12 protein-coding genes and 1 pseudogene are annotated in these 18914 nt (G+C 39.6%); 7 read left to right on the top strand and 6 right to left on the bottom strand.

Translation table 11 applies throughout. From position 1 onward, the window contains the following. Window positions 1-12: 12 nt before the first annotated feature. Together GQR55_RS04040 and GQR55_RS04035 are read right to left on the bottom strand one after the other, a co-directional pair. The gene (locus GQR55_RS04040) at window positions 13-3135 is read right to left on the bottom strand and encodes an efflux RND transporter permease subunit (protein WP_166419536.1); all 3123 of its coding nucleotides are present in this window, start codon (window positions 3133-3135) and stop codon (window positions 13-15) included. A gap of 12 nt (window positions 3136-3147) precedes the next feature. Beyond that, a complete protein-coding gene (locus tag GQR55_RS04035; protein WP_166419535.1) occupies window positions 3148-4326 on the bottom strand; it encodes an efflux RND transporter periplasmic adaptor subunit in 1179 nt (392 codons plus the stop codon). 288 nt (window positions 4327-4614) lie between these two features. Here GQR55_RS04035 and GQR55_RS04030 point away from each other — a divergent pair. The 6 genes and pseudogenes from GQR55_RS04030 (at window position 4615) to GQR55_RS04005 (ending at window position 14641) form a co-directional block, all read left to right on the top strand. Then, window positions 4615-7121 (top strand): annotated as a pseudogene (locus tag GQR55_RS04030) (zinc-dependent metalloprotease). A gap of 456 nt (window positions 7122-7577) precedes the next feature. Then, complete coding sequence (locus GQR55_RS04025; RefSeq protein ID WP_166419534.1) at window positions 7578-8834, top strand: HlyD family efflux transporter periplasmic adaptor subunit; 1257 nt, start codon at window positions 7578-7580, stop codon at window positions 8832-8834. 11 nt (window positions 8835-8845) lie between these two features. Then, window positions 8846-9538, top strand: coding sequence for an ABC transporter ATP-binding protein (locus tag GQR55_RS04020; protein ID WP_166419533.1), 693 nt, complete (start codon window positions 8846-8848; stop codon window positions 9536-9538). Beyond that, window positions 9535-12039, top strand: a complete 2505-nt coding sequence (locus GQR55_RS04015) for an ABC transporter permease (RefSeq protein ID WP_166419532.1) — start codon at window positions 9535-9537, stop codon at window positions 12037-12039. Before GQR55_RS04020 ends, GQR55_RS04015 begins: the two co-directional genes overlap by 4 nt. A 12-nt stretch (window positions 12040-12051) precedes the next feature. Further along, the gene (locus GQR55_RS04010) at window positions 12052-13401 is read left to right on the top strand and encodes a sigma-54 dependent transcriptional regulator (RefSeq protein WP_331460771.1); all 1350 of its coding nucleotides are present in this window, start codon (window positions 12052-12054) and stop codon (window positions 13399-13401) included. Continuing rightward, window positions 13394-14641, top strand: coding sequence for a HAMP domain-containing sensor histidine kinase (locus tag GQR55_RS04005; RefSeq protein ID WP_166419531.1), 1248 nt, complete (start codon window positions 13394-13396; stop codon window positions 14639-14641). Before GQR55_RS04010 ends, GQR55_RS04005 begins: the two co-directional genes overlap by 8 nt. A 5-nt stretch (window positions 14642-14646) precedes the next feature. Here the strand turns inward: GQR55_RS04005 and GQR55_RS04000 are convergent, their stop codons facing one another. From GQR55_RS04000 to GQR55_RS03985, 4 genes are all read right to left on the bottom strand, one after another. Beyond that, window positions 14647-15435 (bottom strand): PhzF family phenazine biosynthesis protein, encoded by a 789-nt coding sequence (locus GQR55_RS04000; RefSeq protein ID WP_166419530.1) that lies wholly within the window; start codon window positions 15433-15435, stop codon window positions 14647-14649. Window positions 15436-15454: 19 nt separating this feature from the next. Continuing rightward, window positions 15455-15928 (bottom strand): pilin, encoded by a 474-nt coding sequence (locus GQR55_RS03995; protein ID WP_166419529.1) that lies wholly within the window; start codon window positions 15926-15928, stop codon window positions 15455-15457. Further along, the gene (locus tag GQR55_RS03990; RefSeq protein ID WP_166419528.1) at window positions 15925-16749 is read right to left on the bottom strand and encodes a hypothetical protein; all 825 of its coding nucleotides are present in this window, start codon (window positions 16747-16749) and stop codon (window positions 15925-15927) included. The genes GQR55_RS03995 and GQR55_RS03990 overlap by 4 nt, the downstream gene beginning before the upstream one ends. Window positions 16750-16819: 70 nt before the next feature. Beyond that, complete coding sequence (locus GQR55_RS03985) at window positions 16820-17434, bottom strand: PQ-loop repeat-containing protein (RefSeq protein WP_033012533.1); 615 nt, start codon at window positions 17432-17434, stop codon at window positions 16820-16822. A 290-nt stretch (window positions 17435-17724) separates the two neighbouring features. Between GQR55_RS03985 and GQR55_RS03980 the strand changes: the two genes are divergently transcribed. After that, the gene (locus GQR55_RS03980; protein ID WP_166419527.1) at window positions 17725-18864 is read left to right on the top strand and encodes a PepSY-associated TM helix domain-containing protein; all 1140 of its coding nucleotides are present in this window, start codon (window positions 17725-17727) and stop codon (window positions 18862-18864) included. The last annotated feature ends 50 nt before the right edge of the window (window positions 18865-18914 follow it).

Raw genomic sequence — 18914 nt, 5'->3', positions numbered from 1 at the left:
TTATATTTTTATCTACGAGACTTTAGCAGCTCGACCTTTAAATGGGCGCTTAAACACCGCACCAATATCACCTAAAATAATATATAAACACGGTACTAATATAAGCGTTATTAACGTTGCAAACATAACTGCAAAGCCAAGCGCTACTGCCATTGGTATTACAAACTTAGCCTGCAGGCTTGTTTCAAACATAATAGGTAATACACCAGCAAAGGTTGTTATCGACGTTAATAGTATTGCTCTAAAACGGGCACAACCAGCTTCTATTACTGCATTTTTAACGCTAACACCTTCGCGGCGAACTTGGTTAACGTAATCGGTCATTACAAGTGAGTCATTTATAACAACACCTGCTGCGGCAATTAAGCCAAATCCCGACATTAAGCTCATATCTAAATCAAACCAGTAATGACCCCAAATAGCCCCGGTTAAACTAAACGGAATAACCGACATTACAATAAGCGGTTGCGAATAACTTTTAAGCGGTACAGCTAGCAGTATGTATACTAAAATCATCCCGCCAATAAAAAACATTATTTGCTCATTAGCTTGAGCTTGCTGCTCTTCTATTGCACCACCAAGTTCTGATTTAACACTTGGGAATTCTTCTATTAACTGTGGCAGTAAGTTTTCTTTTACTTGCTTAACTACTTCACCTGGCTCAATTTGCTCTTCATCAATATTGCCATAAACATACACGGTACGATAACCGCCTTCGCGACGTATATAGCTAATTCCTGGCGTTTCTGTTAATTCTACTACATCGCCAAGTAATACTTCTCGACCTTGCGGTGTAGTAACAACGGTGTGTTTAAGCGATGAAAATGCTTCTCGAGTCAGTTTAGGGTAACGTACCATTACACGTACTTCTTCACCGTTTCGGATGACGCGCTGTGCTTCGCCACCATAAAAACTAGCACCCACTTGGTTTGCAATATCTGCCAAATCTAAGCCTAAATCGTATGCAACTGGTTTAAGACTCATTTGTACTTCTTTGCTTGCAGGGTCGATAGTTGAACTAATATCAAACAACCCCGTTTGCTGCTGAAGTAATTGAATAAAACGACGACCTGCTTGATTTAAAGTATCGATGTCTGAGCCATACAGTAAATAGCCAAACTCGCCGCCGCCATTACCGCCGCCGCCACCAACATCGTCTTGAATAGTTAACGACTTAATACCAGCAATAGTCGGCATAGCTTCACGCCAGCGACGCGAAAGTTCAAATGCATTGTATGGACGTGAATCTTCGTCAACCAATGGCGCAAGTAATTGCGACTCAGTTCTGCCTTGGTTAAATACCAATACATCACGAATAATTTTTTGACCAAACTCACGCTCAGTTTCTTCATCCACTCTAAGTACCATGGCTTCTATTTCACGAATAGCCGCAATAGTTTGTAAATCAGAAACGTTATCGTTCATTTCAACTTGTATTTGCGGAAAGTCGTGCGGTACTTTAGGAGTAGGTACGGTGCGCACTTTATTTGAGGTAATAAGCGAAATGCTTATTATAAACATAGCAATAAAGGCAAACAAAACGGTCCAGCGCCAATCTACACATTTCGCAATAAAACGTTTATACGGGCCATTTACGAAACCAAAAAAGCGCGTATTGAAGCGATCGCGCCAGCCACCTTTTTTAATTGGCGAAAAGTTTGTATGCGCAATATGTGCAGGTAAAATTAGTTTTGACTCAACGAGACTAAACGCCAAGCACAGCATAACCACAACGGCTATACCATAAAAGAAGGCGCTTTCTGGTCCACTCGACATTGTGAATGGGGCAAACACAGCAATTGTTGTTAATACACCAAAGGTTGCAGGGGTTGCGACGCGGTTTGCTCCGCGCACCACGTTTTCAACGCCACCACCGCTTTTTTCAACTTCGGTATAGGCGGCTTCCCCTATCACTATGGCATCATCCACCACTATGCCGAGCACCATAATAAACGCAAATAACGAAATAATATTAATACTAATGCCAAATAACGGCATCATCATCATGGCCCCTAAAAAACAAACCGGTAAGCCAATCATTACCCAAAGCGCGAGTTTAAAGCGCAAGAACAACGACAACATAATTGCTACTAAAATTGCACCTTGAAACAAGTTAGCCTTCATCATATCAAGGCGAGCATTTAGGTAGTAGGTCATGTCCATTAATGGCTCTAACCTAATACCTGGCGGTAGCTGCTTATTTTTTTGATCAATAAATGCTTTCACCGAATCCGCAACTGGGATCATGTTTTGCTCTTGCGTTGCTTTAACCGATAAGTACACCGCGTTTTCGCCATTAAACTTAAAGTAGCGCTCACCTTCAGTAAACTGATCTTTAATTACGGCAATATCTTGCAGTAATACTTTAGCGCCATACTCACCAATTTTTACCGGAATTTGTCTAAATTCATCACCTGAGTAAAACTGATTTTCTATTCGAACAGAAATAACGCCTGCGTCTGTTTTTAGCTGCCCCGCCGAAAAGTTAGCTGAGTAACGGCGTACCGCATCCATAACATCACTAAGGGTTAAATTATATTGGCGAAGCGTATCGGGCTCTATTTCAATAGCAATTTCATCTAGCGGTACATCGTTTACAACCAAAGATACATTCGATAGCTGCAGCAACTCATCCTCTATTTGGTTTGCTATCGGCTTAAGCTCCGTAAGCGGCAAATCAGCAACCAGTGTCATGCCTATTACATCTTGTCTAAACTCAACCTGACTTATGGTGACCGGCTCCATACCCGCTGGAAAAGTCGCAATGCCATCTATACGTAACTTTACTTTATCAAGTACGTCGGTAAGTTCTGCATCGGTATTTATTTCGAGGCTTGCCGTACCGCCATTTCTAAATGCGCGATACACGCCTTTTTTAATTTCTGTTATATCTTTAAGTGACTCTTCAACTTTTATAAGAATACTTTCTTCTATTTCCTGAGGAGAGGCTCCTGGGTAATTAGCCTCAATATTAATGTAGTTAATCTCTATATTAGGAAACATTTGGCGCTGAATCGTAAAGTAGCTTATAGCCCCCATAATCATGATAAAAAACATCATTAAATTAGCGGCTACTGAATTATTAGCAAAATAGGCAATTAACCCTGTTTGTTTTTGTTGTATTGATTCGCTCATAACTATTACACCCTACAGCTGTTGCGTGTTTGAAGTGCTCGTTTCTGAGCTTTCTGGTTTTGCAGCTACACCTGCAATTTTAACCTGCATTCCTTTTTGCGGGTATTCAGGTAGAGTAATAACGAGTTTGTCATCGGCATTTAAACCGCTGCTAATGTAAAAATACTCACCTTCTTCGCGAATAACAGTTACTTTGCGAGGCTCTAGTTCTTGATTTTCGTTTACTACCCACACAGTTTGGTTATTTACTAAAGCTTGCGGTAAACGGTAAATATTATTAAGCATTGCACCTGCAAAATTTACCTGTACATAACTGCCAAACTTAATAGCAGGCTGTTTTGCTTTTAAGCCGTATGGGTCTTCAATACGTACCACTAAACTACTCATACGCGTAGCGTTATCAACAATCCCTAGGTCGCGGTCAATTACGCCTTCACGGGTAAAGCTGTTTAGCCCTTTTTGAATAATTGTTGCCGTAATGCCTTTAATACGCTCTGGTAAAAAGACGCTGTCGAATCCTGCGATAGGAATAATCACTTCAGCAGTTTCAATATTATTTAGTTCAGCCACTTGCGAACCCATAGTGACAAATTGGCCAACACCTACGTTACGGCTAATCACTAATGCATCGTAAGGGGCGGTTACTTCACAATTATCTAAGTCACGCTGTGCACGTTTTAATGCTGCTTGCGCCGATTTAACAGATGCCTGCGCGCTTAGCACTTGAGGTTTACGTAAAAATAAGTCTGTACGCGCTTTATCAGGAAAACGCTTTGCTTCATCTTCTGCTACTTGGGCTTGGGCTTGTTCTTCAATTAAGCCAGCTTGTGCGCGAGCTATTTCGGCCTCAGCAACAAGTACTGCAGCTTCATAGTTATCTTTTTCGATAGTAAATAACGTCTCACCGCGAGCAACGATGCCACCGGCTACAAAATTAGGATGCCAACTTAATACTTCACCCGACACCTGCGCCGAAAGCTGTGTATTTTCAAGTGGCTTTACTTCACCGTAGCTATTAATAATAACTTGATGATCGTTCGCAGCCACAGGCTCAACTTGCACTGTTGGACGAGTATCAATAACTTCTTTTTTTTCTGGTTCTTGTGCAATGGCATTTATTCCCATAAAGCCAATAATACCAACAGCTAGCGCTACAAATGGAAAAACCCATCTAAGTGAATTTGTTTGCATATTCTATTATCCCCAAAACTCTATTAGCATCATAATACCAGAGCCTTATGAAACATTAAGGTGACATTTGTAAGCAACTGTTGCAAAAACTTATAAGCCAATACCTTTTGGGGGTTATAAAAAGTAAGTTTCCTGTAATTCATCTCATTCGTTATATTTTGTTACAAACTTTTACTTATAAATATCAACTAGGTAGGATTAAACCATCATATTTCATCGCGAAGATGTGCGAAATAAAATTAATTTACGTACAGTCCAATTAAATTAACAAATATTAAAAGTCTCAAAATGAAATTAACGACCATCACCCTTGCACTAAGCTTAGCGTTTGGCGGCCATGCATTTGCAGCCGATAAAAAAGACGAAAAGAGCCAAAAACACTTAGCGAGATGATTAAAGGACAAACCGAATTTGCCGGTATATTTAGCCTTTATCAAGATGAAAAAACCGGTGACCATTTAATGGTGATTAACGAGTCCCAACTTAATACGCCGTTTGTATATTTTGCGCACACTGTCGATGGCGTTACAGATGCAGGCCATTATCGTGGTTCGTACCGTGAAACTAAGTTAATTGAATTTAGAAAATACTTTGATCGTATTGATATCATCAGCAAAACACCTCGCTACAAATTTGACGAAAACAGTGCAATTTCAAAAGCGAGTGATGCCAATATTAGTGAAGCGGTACTTGCGAGTATTAAAATAGAAAAAGAAGAAGACGGTAAAATAGCATTCAATGTAAATAAGCTATTTTTAAGCGAAGCGCTTCATAAAGTATCGCCTACACCAAACCCTGCAGATAAAAATGCTAAAAAACGCTTTAAAGTCGGTAAGTTAGACGATAAAAAATCACGCATTATTAAACAGCGTCCATATCCTAATAACTTAGATGTGGTTGTTGATTATGTATTTACTAACCCAAGCCCAACTGTACGCGGCTCAAATGCAGTAAGCGACCCGCGTAGTGTATCGGTAAAAGTACAGCACTCGTTTGTTGCACTCCCAGACAATAACTACGTGCCACGCATGGATGATGCGCGCATTGGTTATTTTACAAATCAATTTGATCAAATGACATCTGCCGATTGGGCACCTTATGAAGACATTATAAAGCGCTGGGATCTGCAAAAGAAGGACCCGAGTGCAGCACTTTCAGAGCCAGTAAAACCAATTACTTGGTGGATAGAAAACACCACACCAATTGAGTGGCGCGATACTATTCGTGATGCTGTTTTAACGTGGAATGCTTCTTTTGAAAAAGCCGGTTTTAAAAATTCGTTAGAAGTTAAAGTACAACCAGACGATGCAGATTGGGATGCAGGCGATATTAATTACAACGTGCTACGTTGGACTTCGTCGCCTAAACCTCCATTTGGCGGATACGGACCTGCACTTGCTAACCCATTAACTGGCGAAATACTGGGCTCAGACATTATGCTTGAGTTTGTATTTATGAAAAATCGTTGGATTTACGACACACTTTTCACGCAAGGAACAATGAGCCACGGTGAAACAACAAATACCGGCGAGTTAAATTGCTCACTAGGGCATGAAATTCAACAAAACCTAATGCTTGCCAAAGGCCTCGCTAGCGGCGACAAAATTGAAGATAAAGAAATGCTTCGCCAAGGCTTAACCCAATTAGTACTACACGAAGTTGGCCATACTTTAGGTCTTAACCACAATATGAAATCATCAATTTTGTGGGATGAAAAAGAAGTACACGATAAAAACAAAACCCAAGGCATAGTAACGGGTTCGGTTATGGATTATGCACCGGCTAATATTGCCCCAATTGGTATGCAGCAAGGTGATATTTTTCAAACAAAACCAGGTCCTTACGATGATTGGGCAATTAACTATGGCTACAGCGTAGCACTTACCGATGAAGCCGCTGAGCAAATGCGACTTGAAAAAATACTTGCTCGTTCAAGTGAACATGCCCTTGCCTTTGGTAACGATGCAGACGATATGCGTGCACCCGGTCGCCATATTGATCCACGTGTCATGATTGGTGATTTGTCGTCAAATCCTGCGGCCTATGGCGCAGATCGTATGGCGCTAATTAATAAACTATTTACTGAACTAAAAGATAAAGCAACGGTTAAAGGTGAGTCTTACCAACAGCTTGTTACCTCTGCTAATAGCTTATTTGGTCAATACCGAGCGCAAGCAGGTATTGTTTCTCGTCAAATTGGTGGTGTGTACGTTGAGCGCGCTGTAGTGGGTGATACAAACGCAGATAAACCATTTACACCGGTATCGCTTGAGCGTCAAACACAAGCAATGGATATACTCGCAAAATTTGTATTTGCACCAGACGTACTACAAAACATGCAGCCTCTATACAGCTACTTACAACTGCAGCGCCGAGGCTTTAATCACTTTGGTAAAAATGAAGACCCTAAAGCACACCAAATGATTTTAGGTATGCAAAAGTCTGTACTTGCACAGCTATTACACCCTGCTGTGTTACTGCGTATTTCTGACACCGCTTTGTACGGCAATGAATATAGCCTAACTCAGTTTATGGAAGATTTAACCGCCAACATTTTTGTAAAAAGCAAAGATGCCAACTCTATTAGTCACAACTTACAAATTGAGTATGTTAATCAGCTAATCGCGATTGCAGGCCTTCGCAAAGCAAGTAAATACGATAACTTAGCTAAAACAGCGGCGTTATATCAGCTAACTCAAATAGCCGATAGCAGTGTTGCATGGGGATCTGATACAGCAACTAAAGCGCATAAAAAATACATTGATCGCCTAATCACAAAAGCACTAGAAGCGTAAAAAATTAAGCCGTACTTTTAATATTTAACCTAATTAATAAAAGTACGGCCTTTTTCATAACACTACGTTACTGGTATTTACTGTAAATAAAACTAAGGGCAGTTTACTCTTTGTTTTCTACATGGATGCAGTTAGGAGTCATAAGCTTTGCTCAGCGTTTGCTTTACCTATCTCAGGAAAAGCGTACAGGCGATAACTTTATCGCAAAATATGCTATCAGTTTTAACTCTATTTCACCGAAACACTGACCTCAAATCAATTTAACCTGAGTCTTGGTTATTTATTGAACTTAGATCCACAACCGTTATTCAAAACCGAACACCGACTTGTTCGATATCGAACATCTATTTATTTTAAAGCACTATAAAAACAAGCAAAACTTTGAAATATAAGAAAATTTAAATTTGGCATTAAACTTTCATTAACAACTACATCAATCAAAATGATGAGTAGATAATGAATATTAATATTGACCAAAAAACAAAACCGAACAAATTAAAAATGATGCTGACTATTGCAACTCTTTTAGTTGTCATATGTATCGGTTATTTCACAATAAAACCCACCATACCCAAGCTCAGTGCTAGCACGCTCAATACAGTTACTGTGCAACAAGGTGATATTGATATTATGACACCAGTGTATGGTCAATATGCATCACGCTATGAACGCCTGATCAGCGCGCCAGCAGCAGGCCAAGTGGGTGAAATTTATTTACGGGCAGGTGCTGATGTAAAAGCAAGTACTGTTATCGCAAAGTTAGTTAATCCTGATTTGCATCAGCAACTGTTTGAATCACAAGCAAAACTTGAACGGATGAACTCTGAATTTGCAGCATTTAAGTTTCAAAAACAAAATGAACAACTCACTTTTCAAGCCGAACTCGCTGATATTGATAGTCAGATACAAGGCGCTAAATTAGATGTAGATGTTAACCAGCGCCTATCAGACCAGGGCATTGCTGCAAAAATCGATTTAGAGCGCGCTATTCTTAAATACAACCAGCTCAAAAAGCGCCTAGAGTTTGCAAAATATCGTTTTGAAAAGCAAAAAGAAATGCACAAGCTAGAACTTGAGCAACAGAAAATTTTATTAACTCAACAACAAAAACAAGTCGCTTTAGTCAACAATAAAGTGGCAGCATTAACTATCACAGCAGGAATAACAGGCACGCTACAGCGTTTAGATATTGAGCTTGGCCAACGAGTAAACCAAGGGCAACCAATGGCGCGCATTGGTTCAAAAACACAGTTGATGGCAAAACTAAATATCCCACAACGTATTGCTGAGCGTATACAACTTGGCTCGGCAGTTGAGTTAAAACACCCAACAGGCAAGCTAAAAGGGCATGTTAAACAATTAGCGTCGGTGGTTGAAAACGGCTTTATCGTCGCAGAAGTGCACCTAAGCGAGCCTCTACCTGCAAACTTACGTCCAGCACAACCTGTCAATGCATTCGTATTTGTCGAACGCAAGAAAAATGTACTTTATGTGAACCAACAGCCCGGATTAAAACCACTTGGCGCGCAACAACTCTATAAACACATTCCTAACCAAGCACAATTACAACAACAGCAAATAACCTTTGGTGAACTATCAGGCACGAACTTACTCATCACCAACGGCGCCATTGCAGGTGAAAAAATTATCACAAATGATTTAAGCCAATGGCATACTTACAGCCACTTGGCCCTAGATACAACTAACCTTTAAGGAAAACCCCCATGACCACACTAGTAACAATTAATAATATCAATAAAGTGTACAGCAAAGGCCAAGTGAAAACGCATGCCCTACAAGATGTATCTTTAACTATAAATAAAGGTGAATTCATCGCTATTTCAGGCGCATCGGGTTGCGGTAAATCGACCTTACTCAGTATTTTAGGCCTATTAGACACCCCAACGGATGGTCATTATCAATTAGCTAATATTGATACCCATAGCCTTAAAGTTGATCAACGTTCTAGCGTACGCAACAAGCACATTGGCTATGTATTTCAGTCCTTTAACTTAATTGATAACCTCACTGTATTTGAAAACGTCGCATTACCCCTTGAGCACCGCGGCGTCTCGAGTAGTGAAATAAAAATCGCTGTTGAAAAACAGCTAGCTGCAGTAAACATGAGCGCACGATTAGACCATAAACCAAGCCAACTCTCTGGTGGACAACAGCAACGCGTTGCGATTGCTCGCGCATTAGTTGGCAACCCTGATTTACTGCTCGTAGATGAACCAACAGGTAACTTAGATAGCCAAAATGGCGATGCCGTTATGCAACTATTGCTTGATTTAAACAAACAAGGCGCCACCGTTATTATGGTGACGCATGACGAACGCTACAGTCAGATGGCGCAGCGTCAAATTCGCTTATTTGATGGCAGAATATTAGTTGAACATCAGGAGGCTATAGTATGAGTTTTTATCTACGCGCATTACGCCACGGTGTTTTACGACTCTTTACATTGCCACGTTTATCACTGCCAATTTTACTTACATTAAGCTTAACATTGGCTGCGGTGCTTGCTGTTGTCGCCATGAGTAGCCATCTTATTTTTAAACCTTTACCTGATATAAAAGACGAAGATAGCCTGTATACAATTAATCGCACTATGTCGGTTTCAAAAGACATGCGTGTTTCAATGTTTACCACCAAGCGTCTTGCTCTATTAGCTGAGCAATACAAAGGCTATGGTCAGTTTGCTGCATATCAAGCGGGTAAAAGTACAGTCAAGGTGCATGAAACGAGTTATCCCGTGTCGCATTTTGATGCCAGTAATAATTTTATGTCTATGGCCGGAGGAAGTCTGCTATTAGGAGAGCAACCAAGCAAAGTAAATACTCAAAATGCGGCGTGGATCTCTGAAAGTTTATGGCAAAGCGCATTTCAAAAAAGTGTAAACGCAATTGGCCAAACATTAAAAATAGACGACCAAGCTTTGCAAATTCGCGGAGTGGTCAGCGACTTCTCGTCGTTTAATTCCGATAACGATGAAAAATATGCCCAACAGGTTTGGCGCTATTATGATTTAGCCGAAAAAGCTGCAATGCCAACACAAATGACCATTGATGGCAGTCTACAACCCCTATTTCGCCAAACAGAACGTGCATTTACGACCGATGACATGGAGAGCTTTTGGCAACAGTATTACCTTAACCAAAGCGAACAACTTGGCCCTATGAAGCAAATGTTTGAGAGCATGAACCCTGAAAGTTCAGCAACCTTATATCGCGATAATTTGATGGAAGATCAGCAAACCATGCTGTTGTTTTTATTAGCCACGGTGGTCATCTTGCTCGTTATGGCAAGCCTCAACTTACTAAATCTATTTATTGCCCATTACCAACAACGCGAACAAGAATTTGCCACACAGTTATGTATGGGCGCATCACGTAACAAATTATTAGTAATGAGCTTTTTAGAAAACCTGAGCACTTTTTTACTTGCCGCAGTATTAGGGTTGTTAGGTGCTGCTTGGCTTATTAGGCTATTACCTATCATTAGTGGTGGTAATATCGCGATGCTTGAACTCGTGCAAATTGATGCGATAACCATTGCTGTTGCGGTTGCAATTGTGCTGATGATCAATTTGTTTTTTGCGTTTTTATCAACCCGTCAGTTTGATCAAACACAATTAATTAGTAATCTTAATAACGGTAATAAAGGTGTCAATGCAAGTAAAGTGACCCGCCTTAGCCACGTATTATTTATTGCACAATTAAGTTCTGCTGCGGTCATTTTAACCGGTACCGCTATGCTGGCAAATACCGCCTACGATAAGCTAAATATTAACTTAGGTTTTGAGCCAGGCAACACACTTATTGCCAGTGTACGTCTTCAAAGTAATGAAAAAGCAATTTTAAACAACGCAGAAATGCAGGAAAAATTAGCGCAAGCAGCACAAGATCCTGAAGCCGCAGAACAAAAAACCAAGCAACATTTTCAAGGTGCATTGGAAATAAAAAATCAACTTGAGCAAGCAATAATTCAAGTCCAACCTAATATTACCCCGCTACAAAGCGAAGGAGAACCCTTTAGTTTTAGTACCGTCATAAATATGACTGAGGATGAGCAAACACAAGAGCGCTTTACCTATATGACGATTAATATTGCACCTGATTATTTACAAACCTATAAACTCAATTTGCTAGCAGGACAAAATATGAGTCAAACGCAATATCAAAATTTAGAGCCTGTTGCATTGATCAACGAAACCTTTGCAAAGCAATTGTCCACAGATGGCACGATTGAATCAGTAATAGGTAAAGAAGTATCTAATAAACAAGTTATTGGCGTAATCGCAGACAATTATACCATGATGGCTAAAGATCAGGGCTATCCGATTCTGCTTTACAGTTATTCGCACGATGATACTGATTTTGTGATTAAGATTGCTATGCAGCTACCACCTGGGCAAAGCTTTGATAAAAATGCCATTATGCAAGCGATTCAATATGCTCACCCACAAGTAATTGAAGTAAATGCGCGTACATTAGACGAACGCTGGACAGAGCAAACAATGCCACAACGCGTACAGTTTTATTTTATTAGTGCGTTATCGCTATTAACTTTGCTACTTGCAGCGGTTGGTAGTAATGGTATGGCAATGAGCTTTACAGAATTAAAACGCTTTGAACTTGCGATACGCATGGCAACTGGCGCAAGCCGTATAAATCTAATGAAACACACATTAAAGAGCTTTAATGGCTTACTTCTCAGTGCGCTGGAGATTGCAATCACACTAGCTTGCAGTATTTATTTAGCGCTACAAAATGCAATTCCTATGCTGCCTGCATTTTCATGGCCAGCATTAACAATTTTCACTAGTTTATTGATTGCTATCGTCTTTATTGCCATTGTTTTGGTAGTATGGCGTATTATTAATGCAGACCCTATGCGCGCGCTTAGAGAGCAGTAAACTTTTAAGGAGGTGGCAGTTAATACTGCCATTACAACCAGTATGAGCCAACCTACTATTTTAGTTGTTGATGACGACGATGATATTCGCTTTGCCCTATCGCTACTTTTAGAACAAGCAGGTTATCGTGTGATTGAAGCTGATGGAGCAGCGCAATGTATGCAATTACTCTCACGGGTAACGCCTGCGTTGGTGTTACTGGACATGAACTTCACCCGCGATACCACCTCTGGTAAGGAAGGACTTGCACTGTTAGAGCAAATCACCCCATTGGGTATTCCTGTAATTTTAATGACTGCATGGGCAAATATTGAACTGGCGGTTACTGGGTTACAACGTGGTGCTAAAAACTTTATTGAAAAACCATGGCGAAAAGAAAAACTACTTACCCAAATAGCAAATCATATTGAGCCTATTTTACCTCAGATTGAGCAAAGTGATTGGATAGCATGCTCAAGCGCGATGAAATCCCTCGATAAGCTCATTACACAACTTGCACCAACCGATGCAAATTTATTAATTTTAGGTGAAAACGGCACCGGTAAATCACAACTAGCGAAACGTATCCACCAATTAAGTGCGCGTAATGAAGCACCGCTTGTGAGCCTAAATATGGGGGCTATTGCAGAATCTTTATTTGAAAGTGAACTATTCGGTCATCATAAAGGTGCGTTTACCGATGCAAAGCAAGACCGAACAGGCGCGTTCAGTCGTGCTAAAAATGGCACTTTATTTATGGATGAAATAGGCACATTACCCTTTCATTTACAGCCTAAATTATTACAAGTACTCGAAATGGGTGAGTTTACACCGCTTGGTGCAAATGCAAGTGAACTCGTTAATGTACGCTTAATTGCAGCCACTAATCAAAACTTGAGCGCTGCCATCTCTGACGGGCAGTTTCGTCAAGATTTATATTATCGCTTAAATACCTTTGTAATTAGGCTCCCCGCTCTGCATGAGCGCACAGAAGATATATTGCCACTTGCCGCACACTTTATTAACCTGTTTGCTGGCAAATATAACAAACCGATTTGCACATTATCTAAAAGCGCTGAAGAATTGCTATGCAATCATAACTGGCCGGGTAATATTCGCGAGCTAAGTCATGTGATAGAACGCGCAATGCTAATTAGCACCGGCAGCGTCATCGAGCTACCTAATATCATGCTCGATAGTCAAGTAAACCAAGGTCAATCAATTCCAAAACTCACACTAGAAGAGCTTGAAAAACAAAGAATCACTGATGTACTACAACAACACAATCAACAAATAACAGCGGCGGCAAAAAGCTTAGGTATTTCACGTAATGCGCTGTACCGACGGATGGAAAAGTACCAACTAGAGGGATTTGATGAGTAATATCAAAGTGCGCTATAAAACCAAAATAATTAGCATATTAGTTGCTGTATTTTGCGCAATTATTGGCCCGAGTACAGGGTGGGTTTATCAATTAAGCCAAGATATATTACTAACGACAACAGTCGCTATTTTTTTAAGTTACCTACTTATTATTTCTCTTTATAAGCTATTTAATAGTTACTTCTTACCTATTACTCAATTACAAGCCTATATTGATGCCAAACAACAGGGACAAAGTAATCTCAGTTTAGGTTACAACGATCCCAACTCACCATGGACAGCGCTAGGTATACAAATTGAAACGTTATTTACAAAATCAACACCTGCATCAACGCAGTTAATCGATGGATTATTTCAACATTGGCCTCACCCTATCGCTTTATTTAACGCTCAAGAGAAGCTTACTTTCTTTAATCACCCTATGTATAAGCAACTGAAAACACCACTTCTGCGTGGCATGACCATAGCTGAATGCGGTTTTACAGTGAATAATAAACAATGTAGTCATGCTAAGTTAAACCAAGATTGGCAAGTGCAACGCATTGTACTTAGTGATGCAAAGCAAATACTTATTAGCGCCAGCTATATTGGTCATCAATTACAAGATGCAAAGCGTCAGTCTCAAGCTGATTTAATTCGTATCTTATCTCATGAGTTAAATAACTCACTCACGCCTATGGCTTCCATGACAGATACATTACTAACCACAGAAACACTAAATGAAAAACAAACAAGGCAAGTATTAACAAGAATCAAATCGCGTAGTGAGTCTTTACTACGATTTATAAAGTCCTACTCAGAATTGAGCCGATTACCAGCAGCACAACCGCAATATTTTGATTTAAAAAACTTAGCAGATCTTAATGCCGCAGAGCAAAATATTCAGTTTAGTTTTGCTGGCGAATCACAATGCTTTGCTGATAAGTTACTTATTGAACAGCTGTTAATTAACCTATTTAAAAATACATTCGAAGCCAATAAAGACCAACCACACGTAACACTTAACAGCTTTGCACAAGCTAATATGCATATATTGCAGCTAACCGACAATGGTCCGGGATTTGCTAATCTGGAGTATGCAATACAGCCTTTGTATACAACTAAAAAAACCGGTTTCGGGCTTGGTTTAGCACTATGTAATGATATTGCCCAAAAACACAACGGTCAGCTTCTTTTAGCAAATACTGACAATGGCGCACAAATAACCATTAAACTACCGCAAGGCGGCACTTTAAAATAACGCATTTACAAATAAATTATACCTTGCAAATAGCGCACAGCATGACCTGTTAAAGTGACTGTTGTATCACCCACTTCACATAGCAAATGCCCGCCTCTGCTTGAAGCCTGATAAGCACTTAGCGTAGTTTTACCCAATTGCTGCGCCCAGTAAGGTGCCAAGCCTGTATGAATAGAACCCGTTACATAATCTTCGTCGCCACCGCTTGCAGGCCAAAAATAACGAGATATAAAATCATATTCATCGCTAGGAGCTGTAACCACTACATCAAGTGGATAAAGCGTTTTTAAAAGTTCAGAGTTAGTCGTTAATTCAAGTATTTGATCAGCGCTTTCATAAATAGCAAAGTAGGCTTGTCGATTTTTAAGCACCTTACTTGGTTGTAAAGACAAGCCATCAAGCAGCTGCGGCGGCGTATTTTGTACTTCAACCGGTGCTTGTTTAGGAAAGGTCATTGCAAAGCTGCCATCGTCGTTTTTATTAACGATTAGCTCACCCACCGCATCAGCAATAAAGCGAATTTGCGATACGTTATGCTCTTCACATAAAACATACGCTGCAGCAAGTGTGGCATGACCACAAAAATCGATTTCCATTAGTGGCGAGAACCAGCGAATAACAAAACTTCCATCGTCTTGCAGGCAGGTAAAAGCAGTTTCAGATACGTTATTCTCAGCGCCAATTTTTAGCATTAAATCGTCACTTAACCACGCTTTAAGTGGGATCACTGCAGCATAGTTACCTTTAAATAACTCACTCGTAAACGCATCAATTTGATGAATAGTTAATTGCACTTTAATCCCCTACTTACTTTTATATACATGCTGAAGGTAGAATTTCTTTTGGTATTGTTGTTCTGTTATCGCCAACCGCTTGCATACCCGTTACCGGCTCGTCAAACCCACATAACCAGGCAATTGGGCTTGTAGGACTTCCCGTTACAACTGCCGGCCTGAAAGTTAAAACTGTATTTTGCAAAGGCTGTGAAGCTTTATTACCTAAGCTAATATGAATAGCGCCGTTATCTACTGTGATGCCCGTTACTCTATTACCAATTAGAAATTTACTTGCTGGTACACCCGCTTGTTCGTTACTTGTTGGAAAACGCCTGTTTTCAAGATAATAAACCGTAACGTCTTCTCTAATGGCAGCTGCCATTGCAAGTGGGTCAACAAGTTCTGCTCGTTGTATATACTTACTGTATTGAGGTAGCGCAACCGCAGCTAAAATACCAATAATGGACACCACCACCATCAACTCTATTAACGTAAATCCTTTTGTTCTCATAGCACTTCTCCTAGCATAAATAGTGGTTGATAAGCCGCTTTCACAAATAAGCAAATAGACACAACAATGACCAAACCATAAACAATAACGAGCTTATTTATAAAGCTTTTAATATGTGTATTAAGTAACTTTAGCTGCTGCTTTAATAACGCTTTAAATTCTTCTTGGGTTTCTAAACCTAGCAGCTCGCATTGAGCTAAGTGCTGGGTTTGAGGTGTAGAGGCTTTAACACCCTTTTTATGATTACTTGGAAATAATAGCGTGGTAATTAAAGAGTTATGCTCATTAATTAATTGACGAGGAATAAGAAATTTAAATAAACCCGAAAAAGGCTTTAGCTCTGTGAGAGCACTTACATTTTTTAGCTTTAAAATAACGGTAAAAATAACACTCAGCAATAAAACGAGTAAAATAATTGGCACATACCAGTACGTAAAATAATCATCAAATACATGATTTAAAGAAACAGTATGCTTGCTATATATCTCAACAAAAGTAGGCACAACAAAAGACTGATATAACAAAGAGGATAAAACATAAATAACAAATACAATGGTTAAGTAACTAAGCCAGCCCTTGTGCTCAAACTTAAATTCGTTAACTAATTCCGGTAAACATTGATAATACGTAGCTTGCTTTTGCGATGTTGCCTCATCTTGAGATGCAATTTGCGTCACCAGATTATGCGCTAATTTACTATGCGACCCGCTATTGGCATACATATTTAAATGGGGCTGTGTACTCAGCTCATCTTTTTGCTCTGTACTTAGTGTTTTAGAGCTATTAACACGGCAAATATAGCCAAACTGATTCCAATTCATACTTTATCCTTTTATTAGATAAAGTAATTTGCCATAAATTAGGCTAAATAGGAACTTAAGTAGCTTGTTTTTAAGCCATTACAGGCCGCATTCTATAATATTGCATACAACCAAATTGCACAGCATTGGTAAGCAACAGCATAATAAACATAAGTAAGTGCGCTGTGCTTGGAGCCGCTGTTGTAAGCTCAACAACTAAGCCGCAAATACCAGCAATAAACTGCAAGCTAAAGTAGCGCGCGCTTAAATTACTTACATTACCCGTACGCAATGTTTTATAAGTTTGCGGCATAACACGTACCGAACTCATCACAAGGCCAACATACGTTAAAGCGCTTAATACCGTTGCAGTATCGAGGCTTGAATTCAAAAGTAGTGAAAAAGGCAGTAACGAAAAACCTAGCATAGTAAACAACTGTACCCGTTCTCGTTTAGCTGCGTTATAACGTGCAAAAAAATACAAAATAAGTCCGCTTAACGCACCGGTTACAATAAATGGTAACGCAATATAAAAACGCTCAAAATAAATATTGTAGGTTATAAAATATAGGCTTTGTGCTAACCCAAACGTCATCATCAATAGTGATAAACCTGAGACACTACGATTTTTTCGAATTTTGTTTAGTAATGGTAAAAAACTAAAAACCAAAATAAATGAAGACAATATAGGCAAATAATGCGCCAAAGCAACCTCGCTCGTTACATAAATGTTAATTAAACACGGAAATAAAAACATTTAATAAACATTTGTTTTAAAAGGCTTTTACTATGAGCGCGGCATTGTAGAGCCGCGTAAATTTAACTCAACTAAATAAGACATTCTTGTTTTAGGTACTGGCAAGCTAGGTATACAAAAACCGTAGAATTAAGTTCACGGTTTACCGGTTTAATAGAAAGCCTCACCGCCAAACTATTAAATAAAAATGATAGTTGTTATCATGCGCAGGTCATTAGTTGCTGTATATAAAACTACCTATGAGAAAAACTCTTTTTAAAATTCACAGTTGGATCGCTCTAATAGCTATCATTCCATTGATTGTTATTAGTATTACAGGGAGCGTATTAGTTTTTAAAAGTGAAATAGATGGCTTGCTTATGCCAAGCAGCCACTTTGTTGTAAATGCACTGCCAGAGCGCATGCCAATCGACACGTTAATTGCCAAAACAGAGCATGCTTACCCTGAATATGTAGTAGGTAGTTGGGAAATATTTAACGATGATACAGCTGATCGGGTTTACTTAGTCAAACGCGGCACAGAGCAATGGTATAAGTTTCATTTAAACCAGTATACGGGTGACATTTTGTCTGAACCTGTTGGTACCAGCCATTATTTTACCGATTGGTTTTTAGAACTACATTACACTTTTTTACTGAACGACTTTAAAAACCTGCCAGGGCAAACAGGCACTGTACTAGGCTTCTTTTTTGCTCTGTTTTTATTGGTATTAGGTATTACTGGGCTTATTATTTATCGTAAATTTTGGCAGCGTCTATTTAGTGTGCGCTGGCGTGCAACACTGCAAATTGTACTTAGCGACATTCATAAAATGACGGGGGTTATAGGATCTCCCATCATTATTATTTTAGCTATCACAGGTGGCTACTTTAACTGGGCGGTGTGGTATCACGAAGTTATTGAACACGCAGATGAAGAGCACTTTGTACTAACCAAAAACCTACACAGTAGCGATATTTCGTTTCAACGCATACTTGATGACAGTAAAAAGCAAATCTCCACTTTTAACGGTACGTTTTTAGTTATGCCACTCGAGCCTGACGAAAACATTACCTTATTCGGCGAAGTCGATACCGCCAACCCACTTGCTAGTGAGTATGCCAATACGGTTAGCTATAACAAGCTAACAGGCGAGCACATAGCTAACTGGGATATTCGCGAAGTAGGCGTTGGCTGGCAGGTAATTGATAGCTTTAGAAAGCTTCACTTTGGCTACTTTGCAGGGCTAATAAGTAAAATACTGTGGTGCGTAATTGGTTTGAGTCCGGTGTGGCTAGCAGGTACTGGTTTTTACTTATGGTTTACTCGCCGTAGACGTAAAAAACAATCACAAAAAAACCGTTTTAATAAACGCAGCACAGCAAGTGCTTGTTTATAAAAAGTTAAGAATTTCAGGTTAAGTTACAGCCCTTACAGAATAGCAAGTAA

The sequence above is a fragment of the Pseudoalteromonas sp. Z1A8 genome (assembly GCF_011378855.1).
Lineage (GTDB): Bacteria > Pseudomonadota > Gammaproteobacteria > Enterobacterales > Alteromonadaceae > Pseudoalteromonas.
The sequence above is the reverse complement of the archived record's forward strand: the minus strand, read 5'-3'. Positions and strand labels throughout refer to the sequence as shown.